Genomic DNA, 18,937 nt, shown 5'->3' on the forward strand with positions numbered 1-18,937 from the left:
CGCAGGCGCCAGCCTCCGTGGCAGAGACGCCGCGCTTCGACATCCTCGAGTTCGAGATTGAGGGCAACACGGTGTTGCCCTTGGCGCTCATTGAGCGTGCGGTACTGCCCTATCTTGGCCTGCAGAAACAGATGCTCGATGTCGAGGCGGCCCGTGCCGAACTGGACAAGGCTTATCAATCGGCCGGTTTCCTGACCGTGTTCGTCGATGTGCCCGAGCAGCGCATCGATGGCGGCCTGGTGCGGCTCAAGGTGGTGGAGGGGCGCGTCGAGCGGCTGAGCGTGACCGGCGCGCGCTATTACTCGCAGGGCCAGATTCGGGCCACCGTGACCGAGCTGGCCGATGGCCAGGTGCCCAATTTCAACACCGTGCAGCGCCAGCTGGCCCAGCTCAACCGCAGCGAGGACCGGCGCGTGCAGCCGGTGCTGCGCCCGGGCCGCCTGCCGGGCACGGTGGAGGCCGAGTTGCAGGTCACTGACAAGCTGCCGCTGTCTGGCTCGGTGGAGCTGCACAACGGCCATGCCGATGGCACCGACCCGACGCGGCTGAGCGCCAATGTGCGCTACGACAATCTGTTCCAGCTGGGGCATGGTGTGTCCCTCACCGGCATCACGGCGCCGCAGAAGCCGGCGCAGTCCAAGGTGCTGGTGCTGAACTACAGCCTGCCGATGGAGGAGGGGCGCACGCTGACCGTCTATGGCGTGGCCTCGGACAGCGCCGTCGAGTCGCTGGGCGGCACCGCGGTGCTGGGCAAGGGCACGACCCTGGGCCTGCGCTATGCGATGCCGGTGCAGGGGCCTGAGAACAGCTATCACAACCTGACCCTTGGCGCCGATTACAAGGACCTGAAGGAGCGCGTCTCCTTCGGCGACGGCAGCATTTCGACGCCGCTTCGCTATCTGCCGATGCAGGTCGCGTACTCGGGTGGCTGGTCGGCGTCTGAGCGCTCGCAGACGCAGCTGGGCGCGACGCTGACCTTCGGCCTGCGCCGCCTGCTGGCGCGCAATGTGGATGACTGCCCGCGTGCCGATGGCACCTTCGGCCCGGCCGATCAGTTCGCCTGCAAGCGCAAGGGCGCTGATGGCGGCTTCAACACGCTGCGCCTGGATCTGCGCCACAGCCAGCGCTTTGCCCTGGGCGAGCAGGCCCTGGGCACCGTGGCAATGCGCCTGACGGGCCAGATCGCCAACCAGGCGCTGACCAGCGCCGAACAGTTCTCGGTCGGCGGCGCGGAGACGGTGCGTGGCTATCTGGAAGGCGCTGCCTCGGGCGATTACGGCTTGCTCGGCTCGCTGGAGTGGCGCAGCCCGAACTTCGCCAGCCGCTGGTTCACGGCACCCGAGGGTGGCACGGCGCTGATCAACGACCTGACCTTGCTGGGTTTCATCGACGTGGCGCGGACCTATGTCTTTGATCCCGATGTCGGCCAGGCCGCCCATGTGTCACTGCTCGGTGCCGGCGTCGGCCTGCGCCTGGCCGGCCGGCATGGCTTGAGCCTGAGTCTTGACGCCGCCCAAATGTTGAAGCGCCTGAGCGCGCAGGGCCGGCGCGAAGCGCGCCTGCATGCCCGCCTGGCCTATCGCTTCTAAGCCTACGCAGTACGAGAGCCACCATGTCCAGCCCCACCCAGCACCGCCAACGCAAGCCAAAACGCCACCGGGCACGCCTGATGCTGCGCCCGCTGCTGCTGGCGCTGGCCGCGGCATTGCCGCTGGCGGTGTCGGGCCAGAGCAAGGTGCCGGCCCTGCCGGCCGTGCCGGCCACTACCCTGCCGGTGCCGGCAGTGGGCTGGCGGGTGCAGGGGCAGGGCCCGAGTGCGCCGTCGTACACCGACCCGCGCGCCAATATGGTGGTGACCCAAGAGAGTCAACGCGCGATCTATCAGTGGGAGAGCTTCAGCATCGGCAGGTCCAGCAGCGTGCTGTTCGACATGCCCAAGACCGGCGGCAGCGCGCTGAACCGGGTGATAGGCAAGGACCCGTCGCAGATCTTCGGCTCGCTGCGCAGCACCAATGGCGGCGAGCTGTTCCTGATCAACCAGAACGGCGTGCTGTTCGGCAACGGCGCCAAGGTGGATGTGGGTTCGCTGGTGGCCTCGACGCTGAACCTCAGCAACGAGGACTTCAACGCCGGCCTGTCACGCAATATCACCGGCCCGACGCCGGCCTTTGCCTACGACCCGAACGACCCGAACGCCACCCCCTTTGTCAATGACAAGCACTTTGTGCGTGTTGAGCCCGGCGCCGAGTTGCGCTCGGCCGAGGGGGGGCGCATCTTCCTGTTCGCCAAGCGGGTCGAGAACGCCGGCCTGATCGAGTCCAAGGGAGGCCAGGTGGTGCTGGCCGGCGGGGGCGATATCCAGCTCAAGCTGCCCACGGCCGAGGCGCTCTATGCCTCCGAGGTGAACCCGAACGTGCCGGCGCTGCGCGGCCTGCTGGTCGAGGTGGGCAGCGCCCGCGACAAGGATGGCAAGCCCCTGGCGGACGCAGGCGGCAGCGTGCTGAACCAGGCCGGCGGCGTGATCTCGACACCGCGCGGCAACACCACCCTGGTGGGCCTGGCGGTGAACCAGTCGGGGCGCATCAGCGCCACCACCAGCGTGGCGCAGAACGGCTCCATCCTGCTGCTGGCCCAGGGCAAGACGCCCGACTCGGTGCGCGACTCGATCTCGCCCGGTGACGACCGCTACAAGCGCGCCACCCTGGGCGGCGAGTTGGTGCTGGGGCAGGGCAGCGTCACCGAGGTGCTGCCCGACAATTTCGGGCCCGATGGCAAGCTGCTGACGGCCGACGACAACGCCACCTTCGTCGGCTCGCGTGTCGACCTGGCCGGCCGCAGCGTTGTGCTGCAGCAACAAGCCAAGCTGCAGGCGCCCGGGGCGCTGGTGAACCTGCGCGCGGGCGCGCCTGACTATCGCGCGCGCCCCGTCAGCGAGGGCAAGTTCGAAGCTCTCGATGCAGGCGCCCGCATCGTGCTGGAGGCCGGCTCCAGCATCGACGTGGCCGGCACGCGTGACACCGAACTCAGCGTGGCGCGCAACTTCGTCACCTCCGAGCTGCTGGGCAGCAATGACCTGAAGGATGCGCCGCTGCAGAAGCTTGGGCCGCTGTTCCGCAACCGCATCAATTTCGACCTGCGCGCCGAGGTGCCGGTGCTGGGCGACCTGAGCAGCTACCGCCGCGCGGTGCAGCGTGGGGCGGGCGAACGCTTGTCAACAGGTGGCAGCGTCAACCTCCGTGCCGAGGGCGCCGTGGTCGCGCATCAGAGCTCGCGCATCGACCTGTCCGGTGGCCAGGTCAGCTACACCGAGGCGCAGGTGCGGCCCAGCAGCCTGGTGTCCGACGGCGGTCAGGTCTTTTCGCTGAATACCGCGCCGAAGGATCTGCTGTACGTGAATCTGCTGGATGCCGGCGTGAGCACCAGCCAGTACGACCGCTGGGGCCCGGTGGTCAAGTTCGGCAGCGTGACGCCGTCGCGCCTCGAATCCGGCTATGTCGAAGGCCGCAGCGCCGGCTCGCTGAGTGTCGTGGCGCCCGCCTTCGCGCTGGAGGGTGCGCTTGCCGCCCAGGTGGTGCAGGGCAGCCGCCAGACCAGCGGCCCCGACACGCCTGCCCTCGGTGGCCAGCTGCAGCTCGGCGCGGCCAAGCATGTGGCTGTCTTCGGCAGCGGCAACTACCAGGGTGCGGTGCTCTCGGCCTTCAGCCTGACCAAGGACGCAAACCTGCTCGGCGAAGCCTTCTGGAACAACCCGCTGAATGGCAGCCTGGCCAGTCTGGTCAGCGGCTCCAGGCTTTGGAAACAGCAGGTCAGCGACGGCGGCTTCTCCAAATTGGGCGTGGCCGGCGACGGCCTTGTGAAGGTTGAGCCTGGCGCCGACCTGGCATTGAGCCCCGGCGGTGGCATCGAGCTGCTGTCGGCCCGCGGCGCGGTGGAGGTGCAGGCCAATCTGAGCTCGGCCGGCGGCAGCATCAATCTGCGAAACCTGGACGGCGGCGACGTCAAGGTCGGCTCCAATGTGCGGCTCGATGTCAGCGGACGCTGGGTCAATGCCTTGGTGGATGGCGCCAGCGCGCGCCCCATCCAGGTGGCTGGCGGCAGCATTGCCATGGACTCGCGACGCAATGTGGAACTGGGCACGGGCTCGGTGCTCGATGTCTCGGGCGGCGGCTTTGTCAGCAGCGCTGGCGCCGTGAGCGGCGGCGATGCGGGCAGGATCACCCTGTCGGCTGGCGCGGGCACGACGGTCGATGACGACCCCAGGGATCGCGTGCTCAAGCTGGGCGGCGAGCTGCGCGGCTATTCGATCGGCAAGGGCGGGGCGCTCAGCCTGACGACCCAGGCGGTGCGCATTGGTGCCGCGCAGGGCAACGCGGCAGCGGCCGATCTGAACCTGTCCGCTGACTTCTTCAGCCAGGGCGGCTTTGCCAGCTTCAGCCTGGAAGGTCGCCGCTTTCTCGATGTGGCGGCCGGCACGCGCATCGAACCCCATGTGCAGAGCTGGCTGGCGGACGGCTCGGCCCGCACGGCTGCCACGGGATCGACCACGCGCGACCTGGTCAGCGCCGGCCTGTCGCCCTTGGAACGCCAGCGGCCGGTGAATCTGGAGCTGCGTTCGAGCGGCCTGGACCGCGGCATTGCCGACGGCGGCCTGCGCGTGGGCAGCGGCGCGGTATTCGACATGAACCCGCTGGCACGCCTGAGCTTCACCGGTGCGGGCACGCTGGAGTTCGACGGCAGCATCAAGGCGCCGGGCGGCAATGTGTCGCTGGGCCTGCTGGGCAACAAGTCGGAGCTGCTGAGCACCTATGTCTGGCTGGGGCCGAACAGCGCCATCGACGTGGCCGGCACGGCCCTGATAACGCCCAGCACCAATGGCCTGCTGCAGGGACAGGTCTTGCCCGGCGGCAGCATTGCCGTCAATGCGGCTGCGGGTTTCGCCACCAGCCTGGTCTGGAGCCAGGGCAGCCGCTTCGATGTCAGCGGCGCCAGCGCTGCTCTGGACGTCAGCGTCAAGGGGGAGTCCGGCGTCAGCACCTCGCGCCGGCAGGTGTCCTCAGCTGGCGGCAGCGTCAGCTTCGCGGGCAACCAGGACATGCTGCTTGAAGGCACGCTGCAAGCCAAGGGCCCTGATGCGCAGACCGCCGGCGGCACCCTGCGGGTGACGCTGGGCGCCGGCCGTGTGTCCGACGATGCCGGCCTGCCGCCACTGCGCGAGCTGGTGCTCGGTGCCGGGCGCGACCAGACCACGGCCGCGCTGACGCCCGCCGCGCTGGGCAAACCCGCCCAGCTCACCGGGCGCGCCAGCATCTCGGCGCAGACGGTGCGCGAATCGGGCGTGGTTGAACTCACCCTGGAGGCTCAGGAGAAGCTGCGCATCGACGATGGCGTGAACCTGACGTTGGGCCGCGAGCTGCGGCTGGACACCCAGGCGCTCAGCATGCCCGGTGGCGCTGCCGCCGAGCTGAGCGCGCCGACCCTGTTCGTCGGCAACCAGCGCAGCCTGGCCAGCACCTCCGGCGGCCAGCCGCGCGAGCTGCCGGCCGCCAGCGGCGGCACCGCCGATCTGCAGCTCAAGAGCGATCTGCTGGTGCTCGACGGCCGCCTGGCCACACAGGGCGTCGGCGATCTGAGCCTGAGCAGCACCGGCGACATCCGCCTGCAAAGCCGCGGCGCCTTAGACGGCAGCCTGACGGGTTCTCTGCTGACCGGCGCCGATCTGACGCTCAGCGCCGGCCAGGTCTATCCGGCGACCGATACGCGCTTTGCCATCGAGGCGACCGGCCGCAAGGTCACTATCAGCGGTGGCCAGCCAGCGCTGGACAAGCCCCTGAGCGCCGGTGGCGCCCTGACCATCAATGCCGCCGACATCACGCAGCGCGGTGTGCTGCGTGCTCCTGGTGGGCAGGTCGAGCTCCATGCGAGCAACACGCTGAGCCTGAATGCGGGCAGCGAGACTTCGGTCTCATCGGCCGGGCAGACCCTGCTCTATGGCAGCACCACCGGCACCAGCTGGAAACTGCCCGGTGCGGTGAATGCACAGACGCTGGCCCTGGCGCCTGCCGCCAAGTCGGTGGTGCTGAAGGCCGACAGCGGCGCGGTCAACGTGGCCAATGGCGCCGAGCTGGACCTCAGCGCGGGCGGCGACCTGCTGGCCTGGCAGTTCGTTCCCGGGCCCGGCGGGTCAAGCGACGTTTTTGCTGGCACCGACGGCGCCTTTGCCGTGCTGCCCGATGTCAAGGGCGCCGCGCCCTTCGACAGGTCGCTGGCCGGCGCACCCTCGCGCATCGGACGCCAGATCACCGTCGGCGCGGGCGGCACGCTGCCGGCCGGTACCTACACGCTGCTGCCGGCCCGCTATGCAGTGCTCGACGGCGCCTTCCTGGTCAAGCCGGTCAGCAGCGGTGCGGCCCTGCAACTGGGTGTGGCCCAGAAGAATGCCGATGGCTCCGAGCTGATGGGCGCGGTGCTGAGCGACGCCAACACAGGTTTCCGTGACAGCTTGGCCGGCACCTGGCAGGTCAGCAGTTCCAGCGTGGCGCGACGCGCCACCGAAATCCGCCTGGCCAGTGCCGACGGCTTCTTTGCCGCACTCAGCCAGGGCAGCAGCACCAGCGCGACGCTGCCCAGCGTGCCGCGTCTGCCGGTCGATGCGGGCGCCTTGCTGGTGGCTGCCAACAGCACCAGCCTGCAGGGGCAGGTGCTGTTTGACGCGACCCAGGCGGTCAAGGGCAAGCCGGTGGGCCGTGGTGGCCAGGCCTTTTTTGCCGCAGACAATATCCGGGTCGGCCGCGCCGATCTCGGCACCGTGCCCGGCGTGCTCACTCTCGATCCGACCCAGCTCAATGGCCTGAACGCCCAGACGCTGGTGCTGGGTGCTGTGCCAGCCAAGCTCAGCGACCTGAGCGAACTGACCGTGCGTGCCAACACCGTGACGCTGGCCAGTGACGCCCAGTTGAAGGTGGCCGATCTGCTGCTCACCGGCAAGCAGCAGGTGCAACTGCAGGATGGCGCCAGTATCGAGGCGCTGCCCGCGAGCCTGGGCCGTTCGAGTGCGACCGAGGGCGTCAAGCTCGCCGGTGATGGCGCCGCGCTGCGCATCAACGCATCCGACCAGGCGCAGGTGCTGCGCACCGGCGCCAGCCGCACCCAGGGCGATCTGGTGGTGGGCGAGCGCGTCAAGCTACTGACGCCCGATGGCGGCGGCGCCTTGACCCTGGACGCGACCCGCGGCACCAGGCTGGCGGCCGACCTGAAGCTCAGCGCGGGCCATGTGACGATGGGCGCGGGCCGCATCGCCGTGGTCGGCAGCGCTGCGGGCGCACCAAGCGACGCACAGACCCTGGTCTTGCAGAAAGACCTGACCGATCAACTGGCCGACGCGCAAGAACTGACCCTTCGCAGCTACTCCAGCATCGATTTCGGTGCGAAAGCCGCCCTGGGCTCGGCCCAGCAGGCCAGACTGGTGCTGGACTCTCCCGAACTGCGTGTGCAGGGCAGCGACACGCTTGCAAGCGTCAAGGCGGGCCAGGTCACATTGACCAACACCACCGGCCTCTCGGCCGAGAGCGTTGGCACGACCAATGCCGGTTCGCTGGAGATTGCCGTCCTGGGCACCGGCGCGGCCGGTCAGGGTAGCCTCACCTTGGCCGCGGGCGCGCAGGCCTGGACAGCCCGGACGGTGGATCTTCACGCGGACAGCGCCATGCTGCTGTCGGGCAGCGGCCAGTTCAAGGCGGCCGGCAACGTGAGCCTGACGGCGCCGAGCCTGAGCGCTGCGGCTGTTGCCGACATCAACGTGGTCAGCCAGGGACGGCTGGAGATACTGCGTGGCGCGGCCACCGCGCCCAAGACCTCGGCGCTGGCGGGCGCTCAGCTCACACTCACCGGTAGCAGCGTCAGCCAGGGTGGCACGATCGATCTGGCCGGCGGCAAGCTCGCCCTGAATGCCATCGGAGCGGCAACGAGCGACGGCGTTGTCTTCGAGACCGGCTCGGTGACCAAGGTCAACGGTTTGACGCGCACCGTGGCCGGCATCGGTATCGACCTGCCGGGCGGCACCATCGTGGCCAGCAGCGCCCATGGCGATGTCAACGTCAAGACGGGCGCACGCGTCGAAGCGTCGGCCAGCGGCCAAGGTGACGCCGGACTGGTGAGCCTGATTGCGCCTGCCGGGCTCGTCGAACTTGACGGCCAATTGCTTGGCACGGCAACGAATCCGGCGCGCGGTGCACGCTTCGCGCTCGATAGCGGCAAGCCCTTGAGCGTGGGCACATTGGCCAATACCCTGGCCGCCAGTGCCAGCGACAATTTCCTGGGCGGCCTGTCGCTGCGCAGCCGCCAGGGCGACCTGGTGCTGGACAGTGGCACGACTCTGCGTGCGCAGGAGATCTCGCTGACCGCCGATGGCGGCGGCCTGCTGATCAAGGGACGGCTTGATGCCAGCGGCGCCAGTGGCGGCGTGATCGAGCTGGCGGCCAAGGGTGATGTGGAACTGCGCGATGGCGCTGAACTGCTGGCGCGCAACACGACCAGCAACGGCAGCGCCGGCCGCATCAGCCTGAACACCGTCGAGGGCGAACTGCGCCTGCTCGACGCGGTGATCGACCTGTCACCCACGGGCGCAGGTGCGGCAACCGGCACCTTGCTGCTGCGTGCACCGCGCACCGATCTGGATGGCAAGAAGCACGAAGGCTCGGATGTCAAGATTGCCGCCATCCAGTCGACCTTGAAGGGCGTGGCCCGCATCGACGTGGAAGCGGTGCGCGTGTATGACAACGTCGTCGAGATCCGTGATGGCGAAACGCCAACGCCAACGCCAACGCCAACGCCAACGCCAACGCCAACGCCAACGCCAACGCCAACGCCTACGCCTACGCCTACGCCTACGCCTACGCCCACGCCCACATCTCCTTCGGCGGGCAATGGCAACGATACGACGAAGGATAAGTTGCCGTCTTCGCCGCCGTTGGTGCCGACACCGACACCGACACCGACACCGACACCGACGCCGACGCCGACGCCGACGCCGACGCCGACTCAGCCCTCCCCGGGCAATGGACCGGACACTGGTAGTGCTCTGCCACCTCCGGCACCCACCCGGCCCGTCGGGCCGACGCCGACGCCGACGCCGACGCCGACGCCGACGCCGACGCCGACGCCGACGCCGACGCCGACACCGACACCGACACCGACACCGACACCGACACCGACACCGACACCGACACCGACCCAGCCCTCCCCGGGCAATGGACCGGACACTGGTAGTGCTCTGCCACCACCGGCACCCACCGGCCCCGTCGGGCCGACACCGACACCGACGCCGACGCCGACGCCGACGCCGACACCCGGAGTGCCGTCGTCCGGAAATGGCAACGAGACGACCAAGACCAAGTTACCTCCAGCATCGCCGATCGCGCCGGCTCTCACCAGGACACCGGCTGTGAGTGGTTCAAACGCGTCAGTCGCTTGGGAACCACTCCGATTGCGAGTCAGCACCTTGGCTGAGGACGGCACCGAGGTCCCGTCTCTGGGGAACGGTTCGGAGTCGACCAAGGACAAGCTGCCACCGGTTCAAGGGCCTTCGACGCCCACGCCCACGCCCACGCCGACGCCGACGCCTACGCCTACGCCTACGCCTACGCCTACGCCTACGCCTACGCCTACGCCTACGCCCACGCCCACGCCCACGCATCCCTCTGCGGGGAATGGCGCAGCGACGACCAGGGACAACTTGCCTCCGCCGCCACCGTTGACGCCAACGCCAACGCCCAGTTCGCCTTCGATAGGCAACGGCAATGAGACCAGCAGGGATCACCTTCCGCCATCACCGCCGTTGACTCTTGGCTCGTCGTCGGGTGCGAATTCGCCCCCTCAAGGCAAGCCCTTGGTCCTGACTGAGTTGCCCGACGGAACGGCGAATCAGCCGTCCGCAGGTAATGGCAACGAGACGACCAAGAACACGCTTCCGCCTGTGGCCGGTGATGTACCGACTCCAACGCCAACGCCAACGCCAACGCCTACGCCAACGCCAACGCCAACGCCGGAGGCACCTTTCCCTGACGTCAAGCTGCCGGTGAACCTCGGTCCCTTGGCTGCGGAAATTGTTCCCGGCAGCGGCAGCCCTTTCCTTAGCGGCGGTGGAGCCATCAGCCTGCGCGCCGGGCGCGATGTGCGCGGGCCCGGCATGGTCGCGGCCACGCAAAGCCATCAGACCGACTGGTGGTGGCGCAGCGGAGGCGAGAACACCCAGGCCTGGTGGTCGCGCTACGACCTGTTCCAGCAGGGCCTGGCCACCTTTGGCGGTGGTCAGATCTCGGTGCAGGCCGGCCGCGACTTGGTCAACCTGCAGGCCGCCACCGCCACCAGCGGTTGGGTCGTGCCTGCCGACAAGACCACCGGCATCGTCGCCTCGACGCGCCAGTTCGGCGGCGACTCGCTCCGGGTTCAGGCCGGCCGCGATGTGGTCAATGGTGCCCTTTACGCCGGTGGCGCCACGCTGGACGTGTTCGCCGGCCGCGATGTGCGTGCCGATCAGACGCTCAGCTCCGAGCGCGATCCTGGCACGCAGCTGATGTACCAGAACACCGAGATCCGTGTGCAGGCCAGGCGCGATCTGGACCTGGCCAGCGTGCGCAGCGCAGGCCTGGCCCTGTCCAACTCTGGTGTGCGCAATGACAGCGGCGAGGGCACCGTGATTGCCGGGCTCGACGGCCGGGCCAGCCTGCTGGTGCAGAGTGCAGGCGGCTCCATCAACTACCGCAACGCCGAACAGGTGCGCGTGGTGGGTTCCGCCGGTGACACTCTGACCGAGGTGGTGCCCGGCCAGGCACGTTTTGCGGCGCCCGAGGGCTCGATCACCCTGAAGGGTCGCGTGGCCCAACAGCCCACGCTGGACGGCTCTCAGCAGTTCCAGGCCGTGGCGCGCCATGATGTGCGGCTGGCCAGCCTGCAGGTCAATGCCACCGGCGGCGCGCCGGGCATCGCCGTGCCGGATCGCGCGGCCTTGGTCGAGGCGCTGGAGAACGGGCGCATGGCCAGCGCCGACGGACTGGACAGCAGTGGCCGCGAGCCTGTCCGCCTGGCTGCCGAGCAAGGCGATGTGGTCGTTGCGGGCGGCATCAGCTCGGCCCGTCCAGTCCATATCAGTGCGGGCCAGGACGTGCGCCTGCTCGAAGGTGGGGTCACAGTCCAGCATCAGGCCTCGCAGCCTGGCGCCGACGGCAAGTCCGCGGTACTGCCGCTGCGCGAGTTGACCCAGATCCAGGCCGGCCGCGATGTGCTGCTGAGTCAGACCAGCGCGGTCGGCGGCGTCGAGGTCGCCGGCCCCGGCGAACTGCTGCTGCTGGCCGGCCGCCACATCGACCTGGGCGTCAGCCGCGGCGTGGTGACGGTGGGCAATATCAACAACAGCACCCTGCTACCCGAGGGGGCTGCGGGCATCACGCTGGTGGCCGGCTATCGCGGCGACGCCAGCGACTATGCCCAGGCTTCGGCGAAGGGCTTCCACGTGCTCGGTGGTTCGGGCCTGACGGATCGCTCTGATGCGCTCTATGCCTTGCTCGCCGGCCAGGCCGATGCAGCGGCCGCGCCGGGCAGCAGTGCGGCACGGGAGTTCAAGGCCTTGTCGGCAGCCGATCAACTGCAGCGCCTGAAAGCGCTGCTTGGAGAGGCCGACTACAACCGGGCCGTGGCCGGCTATGTGCAGGCCCTGCCACGCACGGCCGACAAGCCTGAGCTGAGCCAATCCCAGGCGCTGGCCGCCTTCGCGGCCATGCCCGCGGAGCAGCAGCGCGTGGCCGTCGGACCGGTGCTGGCAGGGGCCTTCGCACGGCTGCCGCAAGCGCAGCGCAATGGCTTGGTCGCGGCACTGGCGACGCCTCAGCAACGGCAGGCGCTGGGCGACTATGTACGCGGCCTGGCCGCCGGCGGCATCAGCGATGTTGATGCCATCGCGGCCTTCGAGACACTGCCGGTCGCACGCCAGATGGTCTGGCTGAACCAGGTGCTGGTGCAGGAGCTGCGCGCCGCCGGCCGTGCCGCCGCCAGCAGCGATGGCGAGGCTCGCACGGCTGCCTATGCGCGTGGCTACCGCGCCATCGAGCTGCTGTTCCCGCTTGATGCCGATGGCCAGCGGCCCAAGGGCGATATCCGCATGCCCACCAGCCAGGTCAAGACGCTGCAGCAGGCCGACATTGCGCTGATGGCGCCGGGCGGGGGCATCAATGCCGGCGAGATTGCCTCCACCGGCATTCCGAAGAAGGCCAGTGATCTGGGCATCGTCACCGTCAATGGCGGCGATGTCTCGGCCGTGGTGAGGAACGACTTCGAGGTCAACCAATCCCGCGTGTTCACCTTGAAGAAGGGCAATGTGCTGCTCTGGTCATCGGTAGGCAATATCGATGCGGGCCGCGGCGCCAAGACGGTGACCGGCGCCCCGGCCCCGGTGCTGCGCCTGGACGACCAGGGCCGCCTGGTGTTCGACACCTCGGGCTCGTTCAGCGGCAGCGGCATTGCCGTGCTCGATGCCGACAGCGACCTCGACCTCTATGCCCCGGCCGGCGAGATCAATGCCGGCGAGGCTGGCATTCGCTCGCAGGGCAACGCGTTCTTCGGTGCGGTGCGCTTCGTCAACGCGATTGACATCCAGGTGGGTGGCGCGGCCGCTGGCGGTCCACCACCCACCGTCACACCTGCCGCGGTCGTGGCACCGGGCGCCTTGCCACTGGCGCCCACCGCCGCCGGCCCGTCCACGGCCAAGGAGGAGGACGACGAGCGCCGCAAGAAGCGCGCGCGTCGCACCCTGCTGCTCGATTTCCTTGGCTTTGGCACCGGCAACTGATACGGCTGCAACAAAGCGCTGCAAACATGACGTCCTTTCCCAGACACCTCCCCATGCGACACGTACTCCTCTCCCTTGCCATCGCCGCCGCCTCCCTGTTGCCCAGCGCCGCCCACGCCTGGTGGAACAAGGACTGGACGCAGCGCACCCGCATCACCCTGAACACCTCGGCTCAGGGCCTGGAAACCAAGGAGCCGGCCAGCAGCGTCAGCGTCGCGGTGCGCCTGCACTCGGGCAACTTCGACTTCGCTGCGGCCAAGGAGGACGGCAGCGATCTGCGCCTGCTGGCCGGTGACGACAAGACGCCGCTGAAGTTCAGCGTCGAGCGCTTCGACGGCATCAACGAACTCGCCGTGCTGTGGGTGCAGGTGCCGGTGGTGGCACCGGGCAGCGAAAAGAACGCGATCTACGTCTATGCCGGCAATCCCAAGGCCGGTGCGGAGGCCGCCGAGGCCGGCGCTCATGATGCGGCCACCCTGGCGGCCATCCAGTTCAGCGACAAGGAGTCCCAGGGCGTTGATGCCCGGGCCGGACTGAAGGCCTCTGCCCCGGTGACGATCGACGCCAACGGCCTGTTGGCCGCCAGCGCCCGGCTGGATGGCACGGCCATCGTCTGGCCCGGCAACGACAAGCTCAAGGTCGAGGCCGGTGGCGCGGTGACAATCAGCCTGTGGGTCAAGCCCGAGTTCGTCAACAGCGGCACCGTGTTGCAGTGGGGCCCGCTGATGGTCAGGCTGGCGGCCGGCAAGGTCGGCGTGCGCGTGGGCAAGACCGAGCTGATCGGTGGCGGCCTGGCGCCGAATGCCTGGACCCAGCTGGCTCTGACCCTGGGCGCCGGCAAGGCCCAGCTCTATATCAACGGCGTGGCAGCCGACCAGGCGGAGCTGGCCACCCCGGCCCTGGCCGGCGAACTGCGCCTGGGCGAGGGCCTGAAAGGGCAGGCCGATGCGCTGCTGATTGCCAACACGGCGCGCAGCGCCGAGTGGCTGCTCGTGGCCGCCGGTGCGCAGGGCGCACAGAGCAAGCTGGTCGCCTCGCTGCGGGAGAACGCCGACGCCGCCGAGGGAGGGGAGGCCGGCCACTTTGACGTGCTGATCAAGAACCTGACCACCGACGCCTGGGTCGTGATCATCGTGCTGGCGCTGATGTTCGTGGTGGCCACCTGGGTGATCGTCAGCAAGGCTCAGTTCGTGGGCCGGGCCGACAAGGCCAACCGAAGCTTTCTTGGCCGTTTTCGCGGGGCCACCCATGACCTGCTGACCCTGGAGCAGGGCGGCGCCCATCCGAACTCGCCTTTGTTCCGGCTCTACACCGCCGGTGTGCGCGAGCTGGCCAAGCGCAAGGTTGGCGAGGCCGGTGCCAAGGCCCTGTCGGGTGCCTCGCTGAGCGCGGTGCGCGCGGCCGTTGATGCCGACCTGGTGCGCGAGAGCCACCGGCTCAACTCGCATATGGTGCTGCTGACGATCGCCATCTCGGGCGGCCCCTTTATCGGCCTGCTGGGCACGGTGCTTGGCGTGATGATCACCTTTGCCGCGATCGCCGCGGCCGGTGACGTCAACGTCAACGCCATCGCCCCCGGCATTGCCGCCGCGCTGCTGGCCACGGTGGCAGGTCTTGCCGTCGCGATACCGGCGCTGTTTGCCTACAACTACCTGGCTGCGCGCATCAAGAACATCTCGGCCGACATGCAGATCTTTGTCGATGAGTTCACCACCCGCGTGGCCGAGATCTACGGCGCGCCCTGAATCGGAACCACCTGAGCCACCGCCATGTCCGCCGATATCAAAGAAGACAACCAGCCCTTCGACGAGATCAACGTCACGCCGATGCTGGACCTGGCCTATGTGCTGCTGGTGGTGTTCATCATCCTGACCACCGCCTCGGTGCAGGGCGTGAAGGTCCAGGCGCCCATCACCGAGGCGGCCAACAACCTGGCCCGGCCGCAGACGCGGGCCATCACCATCACCGCCGATGGTGCGATGTTCCTCGACGCCTATCCGGTCACCCTGGAGCAGCTGAGCACCACCCTGGCCCAGTACAAGTCGGCCAACCCGGCCCTGCCGGTGGTGCTGAAGGCCGACGCTGCCGCCCAGTACGAGGGCGTGATGCAGGTGCTGGAGGTGGCCAAGAAGCTGGACATCACCGAGATCGGCCTGGTCACCAAACGCGCCACGCCGCAGTGAGGCCCAAATGAAACGCCCCCCACACCCCCTCTGCGGCTGCGGTAGTGGCCGCCGACCCAGATCACGGCGCGAGCTCTGCGCGTGGGCGAGCTGGCGCACCCGTGACAGCAGGGGCGAGGGCGGGCCGGTCGCAGCGGGCATAAGGAAGCCGGAGTCCGGGCCTTCCAGGGCCGGGCAAGGCTTCAGCCCGCAGCGGCCGGCGCGCCCTCGTCCCTGCCGCTACACACTTCATATGTCTAGCGTCGCACAAAGCGCGGTGGAGAACTGATATGCAAATCAACACCGAAGCCAAGCCCTTCGACACCATCAACGTCACGCCCATGCTGGACCTGGCCTATGTGCTGCTGGTCGTCTTCATCCTGATGACCACGGCCTCGGTGCAGGGCCTGACGATCAGCATGCCCAAGCCGTCCAACAAGCCCAGCACCGAAAAGCACGATCTGCGCATCGTCCAGGTAATGCCTGGTGGCCAACTGCTGCTCAATGGCGTGGGCCTGAGCATCGAGGAACTCGAGGCGCAGCTGCTGGCGGCCAAGGCGGCCGATGCGCAGATGTCGGTGGCGATCAAGGGCCATGCGAAGGCGCAGTACGCCAGCATCGTCGCGGTGGTGGACCTGTGCAACAAGCTGCAGGTCAATATGGGCCTGATCACGGCCAAGATCGGCAGCTGAGCCATGTCCGCCCTCGCCGAAGACTCCCTGCAGCCGGTCAGCAAGCAGCAATGGCTGCTGCGTGCCGTGATCGCACTCGTGGTGATCGCCCTGGTCGCCGCCCTGGCGATCTGGCTGCGCGGCCTGGGCTCGGGCGACACCGGCCACAAGCGCCAAACCGCCAAGATCAGCATCCTGCCCGACACACCACCGCCCCCACCGCCGCCGCCAAAGGAAGAAAAGAAGCCCGAGCCGCCCAAGGACGAGCCCAAGCAGGCCATGCGCGACGAGCCGCCCAAGCCGGAGGCTCCCAAGGCCGCCAACGAGCCGTTGAAGATGGAAGGTGCGGCCGGTGACGGCCTCAGCGCCTTTGCCGCAGGCAATGTGAAAAGCGAGTACCAGGGCGGCACGCCCAATACCGGCGCGCCGGCTGCAGGCGGTACGCCGGCCGACCGTGCCCAGGAGCGCCTCTATGCCAACAACGCCCGCCAGCTGCTGCGCGACGAGATCGAGAAGCGGCTTAAAAGCGAGTCGGCCCAGCTGACGGCGACGTTCAGCATCTGGCTGGCGGCCGACGGCGCGATCCAGCGCTTCGAACTGCTGCCCAGCGGCGACGCCAAGGCCGATGCCGAGATGCAGGCCGCCCTCAGCGAAACCTCCCGCCTGTTCAAGCTGCCGCCGCCGCCTCACCTGACCCTGCCGATGCGCTTTCGCCTCAGTGTGCGGCCGGCGACCTGAGTCATTCCTATCCATCTTCCCGAACGAATATCGCCATGCTCCCGACTCTTGAACGACGACCACGCCTGAGCTTGCTGAGCGCCGCTATCGCTGCGGGCCTGCTTGGCGCCGGCTCTGCCCATGCCGATGAGCGCACCGAGCTGGCCAGGCAACTGACCGCGCTGGCGGCCAAGCTGATCGCCGAGCCGGCCCCCGCACCGCCCTCGAACGAGCGCGCCGAGCTGGAGCAGTTGCGTGCCACCACCACGTCGCTGATACAGGCGCTGGTGGACCAGGGCCTGCTCAACCGCGAGCGTGCCGAGGCGATGCTGCGCCAGGCCGCGCCCAGGCCGGCGGCTGTGGCCCAGGCACCGGCTGCGGCTGCGGCTGCGGCTGCGGCTGCGGCCGCGGCCGCGACCGATCCCGCCAGTGCCTGGGGCCGGCCACTCGCCGCCACTGCCGCCGCCGGTGTGGCCACCACCTCCAATGGCGTGGTGCGCGTGCCCTACATCCCCGAGACCTTGAAGGCGCAGATCCGCGAGGACATCAAGCTCGATGTGCTGGCCACCGCACGGGCCGAGAACTGGGCCGATGCGCGCAAGTTCCCGAACTGGCTGCGCGGCATCAGCATCGACGGCGATGTGCGGGTGCGCGCCCAGGGCGATATCTTCGACCAGGGCAATCTGCCGGCCGAGGTCTACCGCAACCAGGTCAGTTCGCCGGCCTGGGCTCCTGATCTGACCAATACCCAGCACAGCCGGCAACGCCTGAGCCTGCGCGCAAGGCTGGGCGTCAACGCCAAGGTCAGTGAAGACGTGTCCGGTGGGCTGCGCCTTAGCACCTCCAGCCGTGCCGTCTCGGCGACGCAGACACTGGGTAGCGGCTTCGACCGCTACAGCTTCGCGCTGGATCGCGCCTGGCTGCGCTGGGAGCCGCGCCATGACCTGCGCTTCGAGGGCGGCCGCATGGCCAACCCCTTCTATGGCTCGGACCTGATCTGGCCTGACGATCTGTCGCTGGACGGGGTGGCAGTTCGCGCCGAGCGCAATCTGGCCTCGGGCCTCTATGCCTTCGCCACCTTCGGTGCCTTCCCGCTGCAGGAGTTCGAGCTGAGCAAGTCCGACAAGTGGTTGTACGGTGCCCAGGTCGGCGCCGACTGGGCGGTGATGGACAAGACCCAGTTGCGCGTCGGCGTCGCCGTCTATGACTTCCAGAATGTGCAGGGCGTACGCGAAACCGGCCCGGCGCCGACCGGCCCGCGTGCCGGCACGGTGGCCTATCAGAGCAGCCAGTACCCCGCCGGCCTGCGCCTGAAGGGCAATACCCTGATCAACCTCAATGACCCGACCAGCACCGGCGCGCCGGTCTGGGGGCTGGCCTCGAAGTTCCGGCCGATCAATGTGACGGCGGGTCTGACGCTGAACCACTTCGACCCCTTGCAGGTGGGCCTGGTGCTGGACTATGTGCACAACAGCGGCTTCGACCTGGCCGACATCCGCAAGCGTGCCGGCACCAGCGCGGTGGACATGCTCACCGACAAGGTCAACGGCTACCAGGCGCGGGTCCTCTTCGGCTCGCGCCACCTGGCCGAGAAGGGCGACTGGAATGCCTTCGCCGCCTACCGGCTGTTCGAGCGCGACGCCTGGATCGACGGCCTGACCGACACCACCTGGCATGGCGGCGGCACCAATTACAAGGGCTGGTCGATCGGCGGCGCCTACTTCCTCGACCGCAACACCTCGATCGGCCTGCGCTGGACCAGCACGCGCAATCTGGACGACGGCTACCGCTTCCTGGCCGTGCCCAGCGACCCGCGCTCGATCAGCGGCAATCTGAGCAGCGCGCCGCTGAAGGTCGAGGTGATACAGATCGACGTCAATGCCAGGTTCTAGGAGATGGCCATGAAGAAGCTTGTGCTCGCCCTTTGCATTGCGCTGCTGGCCCTGCCCGCGCTGGCCCAGCAGGATGCCAACCGCACTTCGCGTGAGCGCGAGGCGCTGCGCCGCACACAGGCGGCGCTGAAGGCCGCGCAGGACAACCAGGCCGGCCTGCAGAGCGAGAAGGCCGCTCTCAGCAAGGAGAAGGAGCTGCTGGCTCAGCAGGCCCAGCGCGCGCGCAGCCAGGGCCAGGCCTTGCAGGCCGAGCTGAAGCAGGCGCAGCAGGAGCTGGCGCGGCTGCAGGCCGAGCTGGACGCGCAAAAGCGTCAGACCGCCGAGGCGCAGGCCGCTGCCGAGGCCAACGAGAAACAGGCGCTGTCGCTGCAGCAGCAGGGCCGCGTGCTGCAGGCGCTGGTCGATGAGCGCACCCGCGTCAACCTGAGCCTCACCGCCTTGTTGGAGCGCAGCACCAAGCTGTTGGCCGAGGCCGAGGCCAAGAACCAGCAGATCTATGCCGTGGGTCTGACGCTGATCGAGCATCTGCGCAAGCGCACGCCCTATGACCGCGCGGCCGCCGCCGATCCCCTGTTCGGCCTGGCGGCGGTGCGGCTGGAGAACGAGGCCGAGCAACTGCGCTCGCAGCTGGATCTGCAGCGGCTGGTGCGCTGAACG

General features: G+C 68.7%; 8 protein-coding genes. All 8 read left to right on the forward strand.

What is annotated here, in order from left to right; all coding sequences use genetic code 11:
* Positions 1-17 precede the first annotated feature (17 nt).
* The 8 genes from DES47_RS17020 to DES47_RS17055 all read left to right on the forward strand — a co-directional run bounded on the left by DES47_RS17020 (position 18) and on the right by DES47_RS17055 (position 18,934).
* Positions 18-1,589 carry a ShlB/FhaC/HecB family hemolysin secretion/activation protein gene (locus DES47_RS17020; RefSeq protein ID WP_208115034.1) on the forward strand — a complete coding sequence of 524 codons (1,572 nt, stop codon included), beginning with the start codon at positions 18-20 and terminating at the stop codon, positions 1,587-1,589.
* Between the two features lie 23 nt (positions 1,590-1,612).
* A complete protein-coding gene (locus DES47_RS17025) occupies positions 1,613-12,838 on the forward strand; it encodes a filamentous hemagglutinin family protein (protein ID WP_133701922.1) in 11,226 nt (3,741 codons plus the stop codon).
* Positions 12,839-12,891: 53 nt separating this feature from the next.
* A complete protein-coding gene (locus tag DES47_RS17030) occupies positions 12,892-14,583 on the forward strand; it encodes a DUF2341 domain-containing protein (protein ID WP_133701923.1) in 1,692 nt (563 codons plus the stop codon).
* A gap of 24 nt (positions 14,584-14,607) precedes the next feature.
* Positions 14,608-15,021, forward strand: a complete 414-nt coding sequence (locus tag DES47_RS17035; RefSeq protein WP_133701924.1) for an ExbD/TolR family protein — start codon at positions 14,608-14,610, stop codon at positions 15,019-15,021.
* Between the two features lie 269 nt (positions 15,022-15,290).
* Positions 15,291-15,692 carry an ExbD/TolR family protein gene (locus DES47_RS17040; protein WP_133701925.1) on the forward strand — a complete coding sequence of 134 codons (402 nt, stop codon included), beginning with the start codon at positions 15,291-15,293 and terminating at the stop codon, positions 15,690-15,692.
* Between the two features lie 3 nt (positions 15,693-15,695).
* On the forward strand, positions 15,696-16,409 hold the full coding sequence (locus DES47_RS17045) for a TonB C-terminal domain-containing protein (protein WP_133701926.1): 714 nt from the start codon (positions 15,696-15,698) through the stop codon (positions 16,407-16,409).
* 35 nt (positions 16,410-16,444) lie between these two features.
* Entirely contained in the window at positions 16,445-18,280 is a 1,836-nt protein-coding gene (locus tag DES47_RS17050) for a putative porin (RefSeq protein WP_133701927.1), read from the forward strand.
* A gap of 9 nt (positions 18,281-18,289) precedes the next feature.
* Complete coding sequence (locus DES47_RS17055; protein ID WP_133701928.1) at positions 18,290-18,934, forward strand: hypothetical protein; 645 nt, start codon at positions 18,290-18,292, stop codon at positions 18,932-18,934.
* Positions 18,935-18,937: the final 3 nt, after the last annotated feature.

This window comes from Roseateles toxinivorans (assembly GCF_004362525.1).
Lineage (GTDB): Bacteria > Pseudomonadota > Gammaproteobacteria > Burkholderiales > Burkholderiaceae_C > Paucibacter > Paucibacter toxinivorans.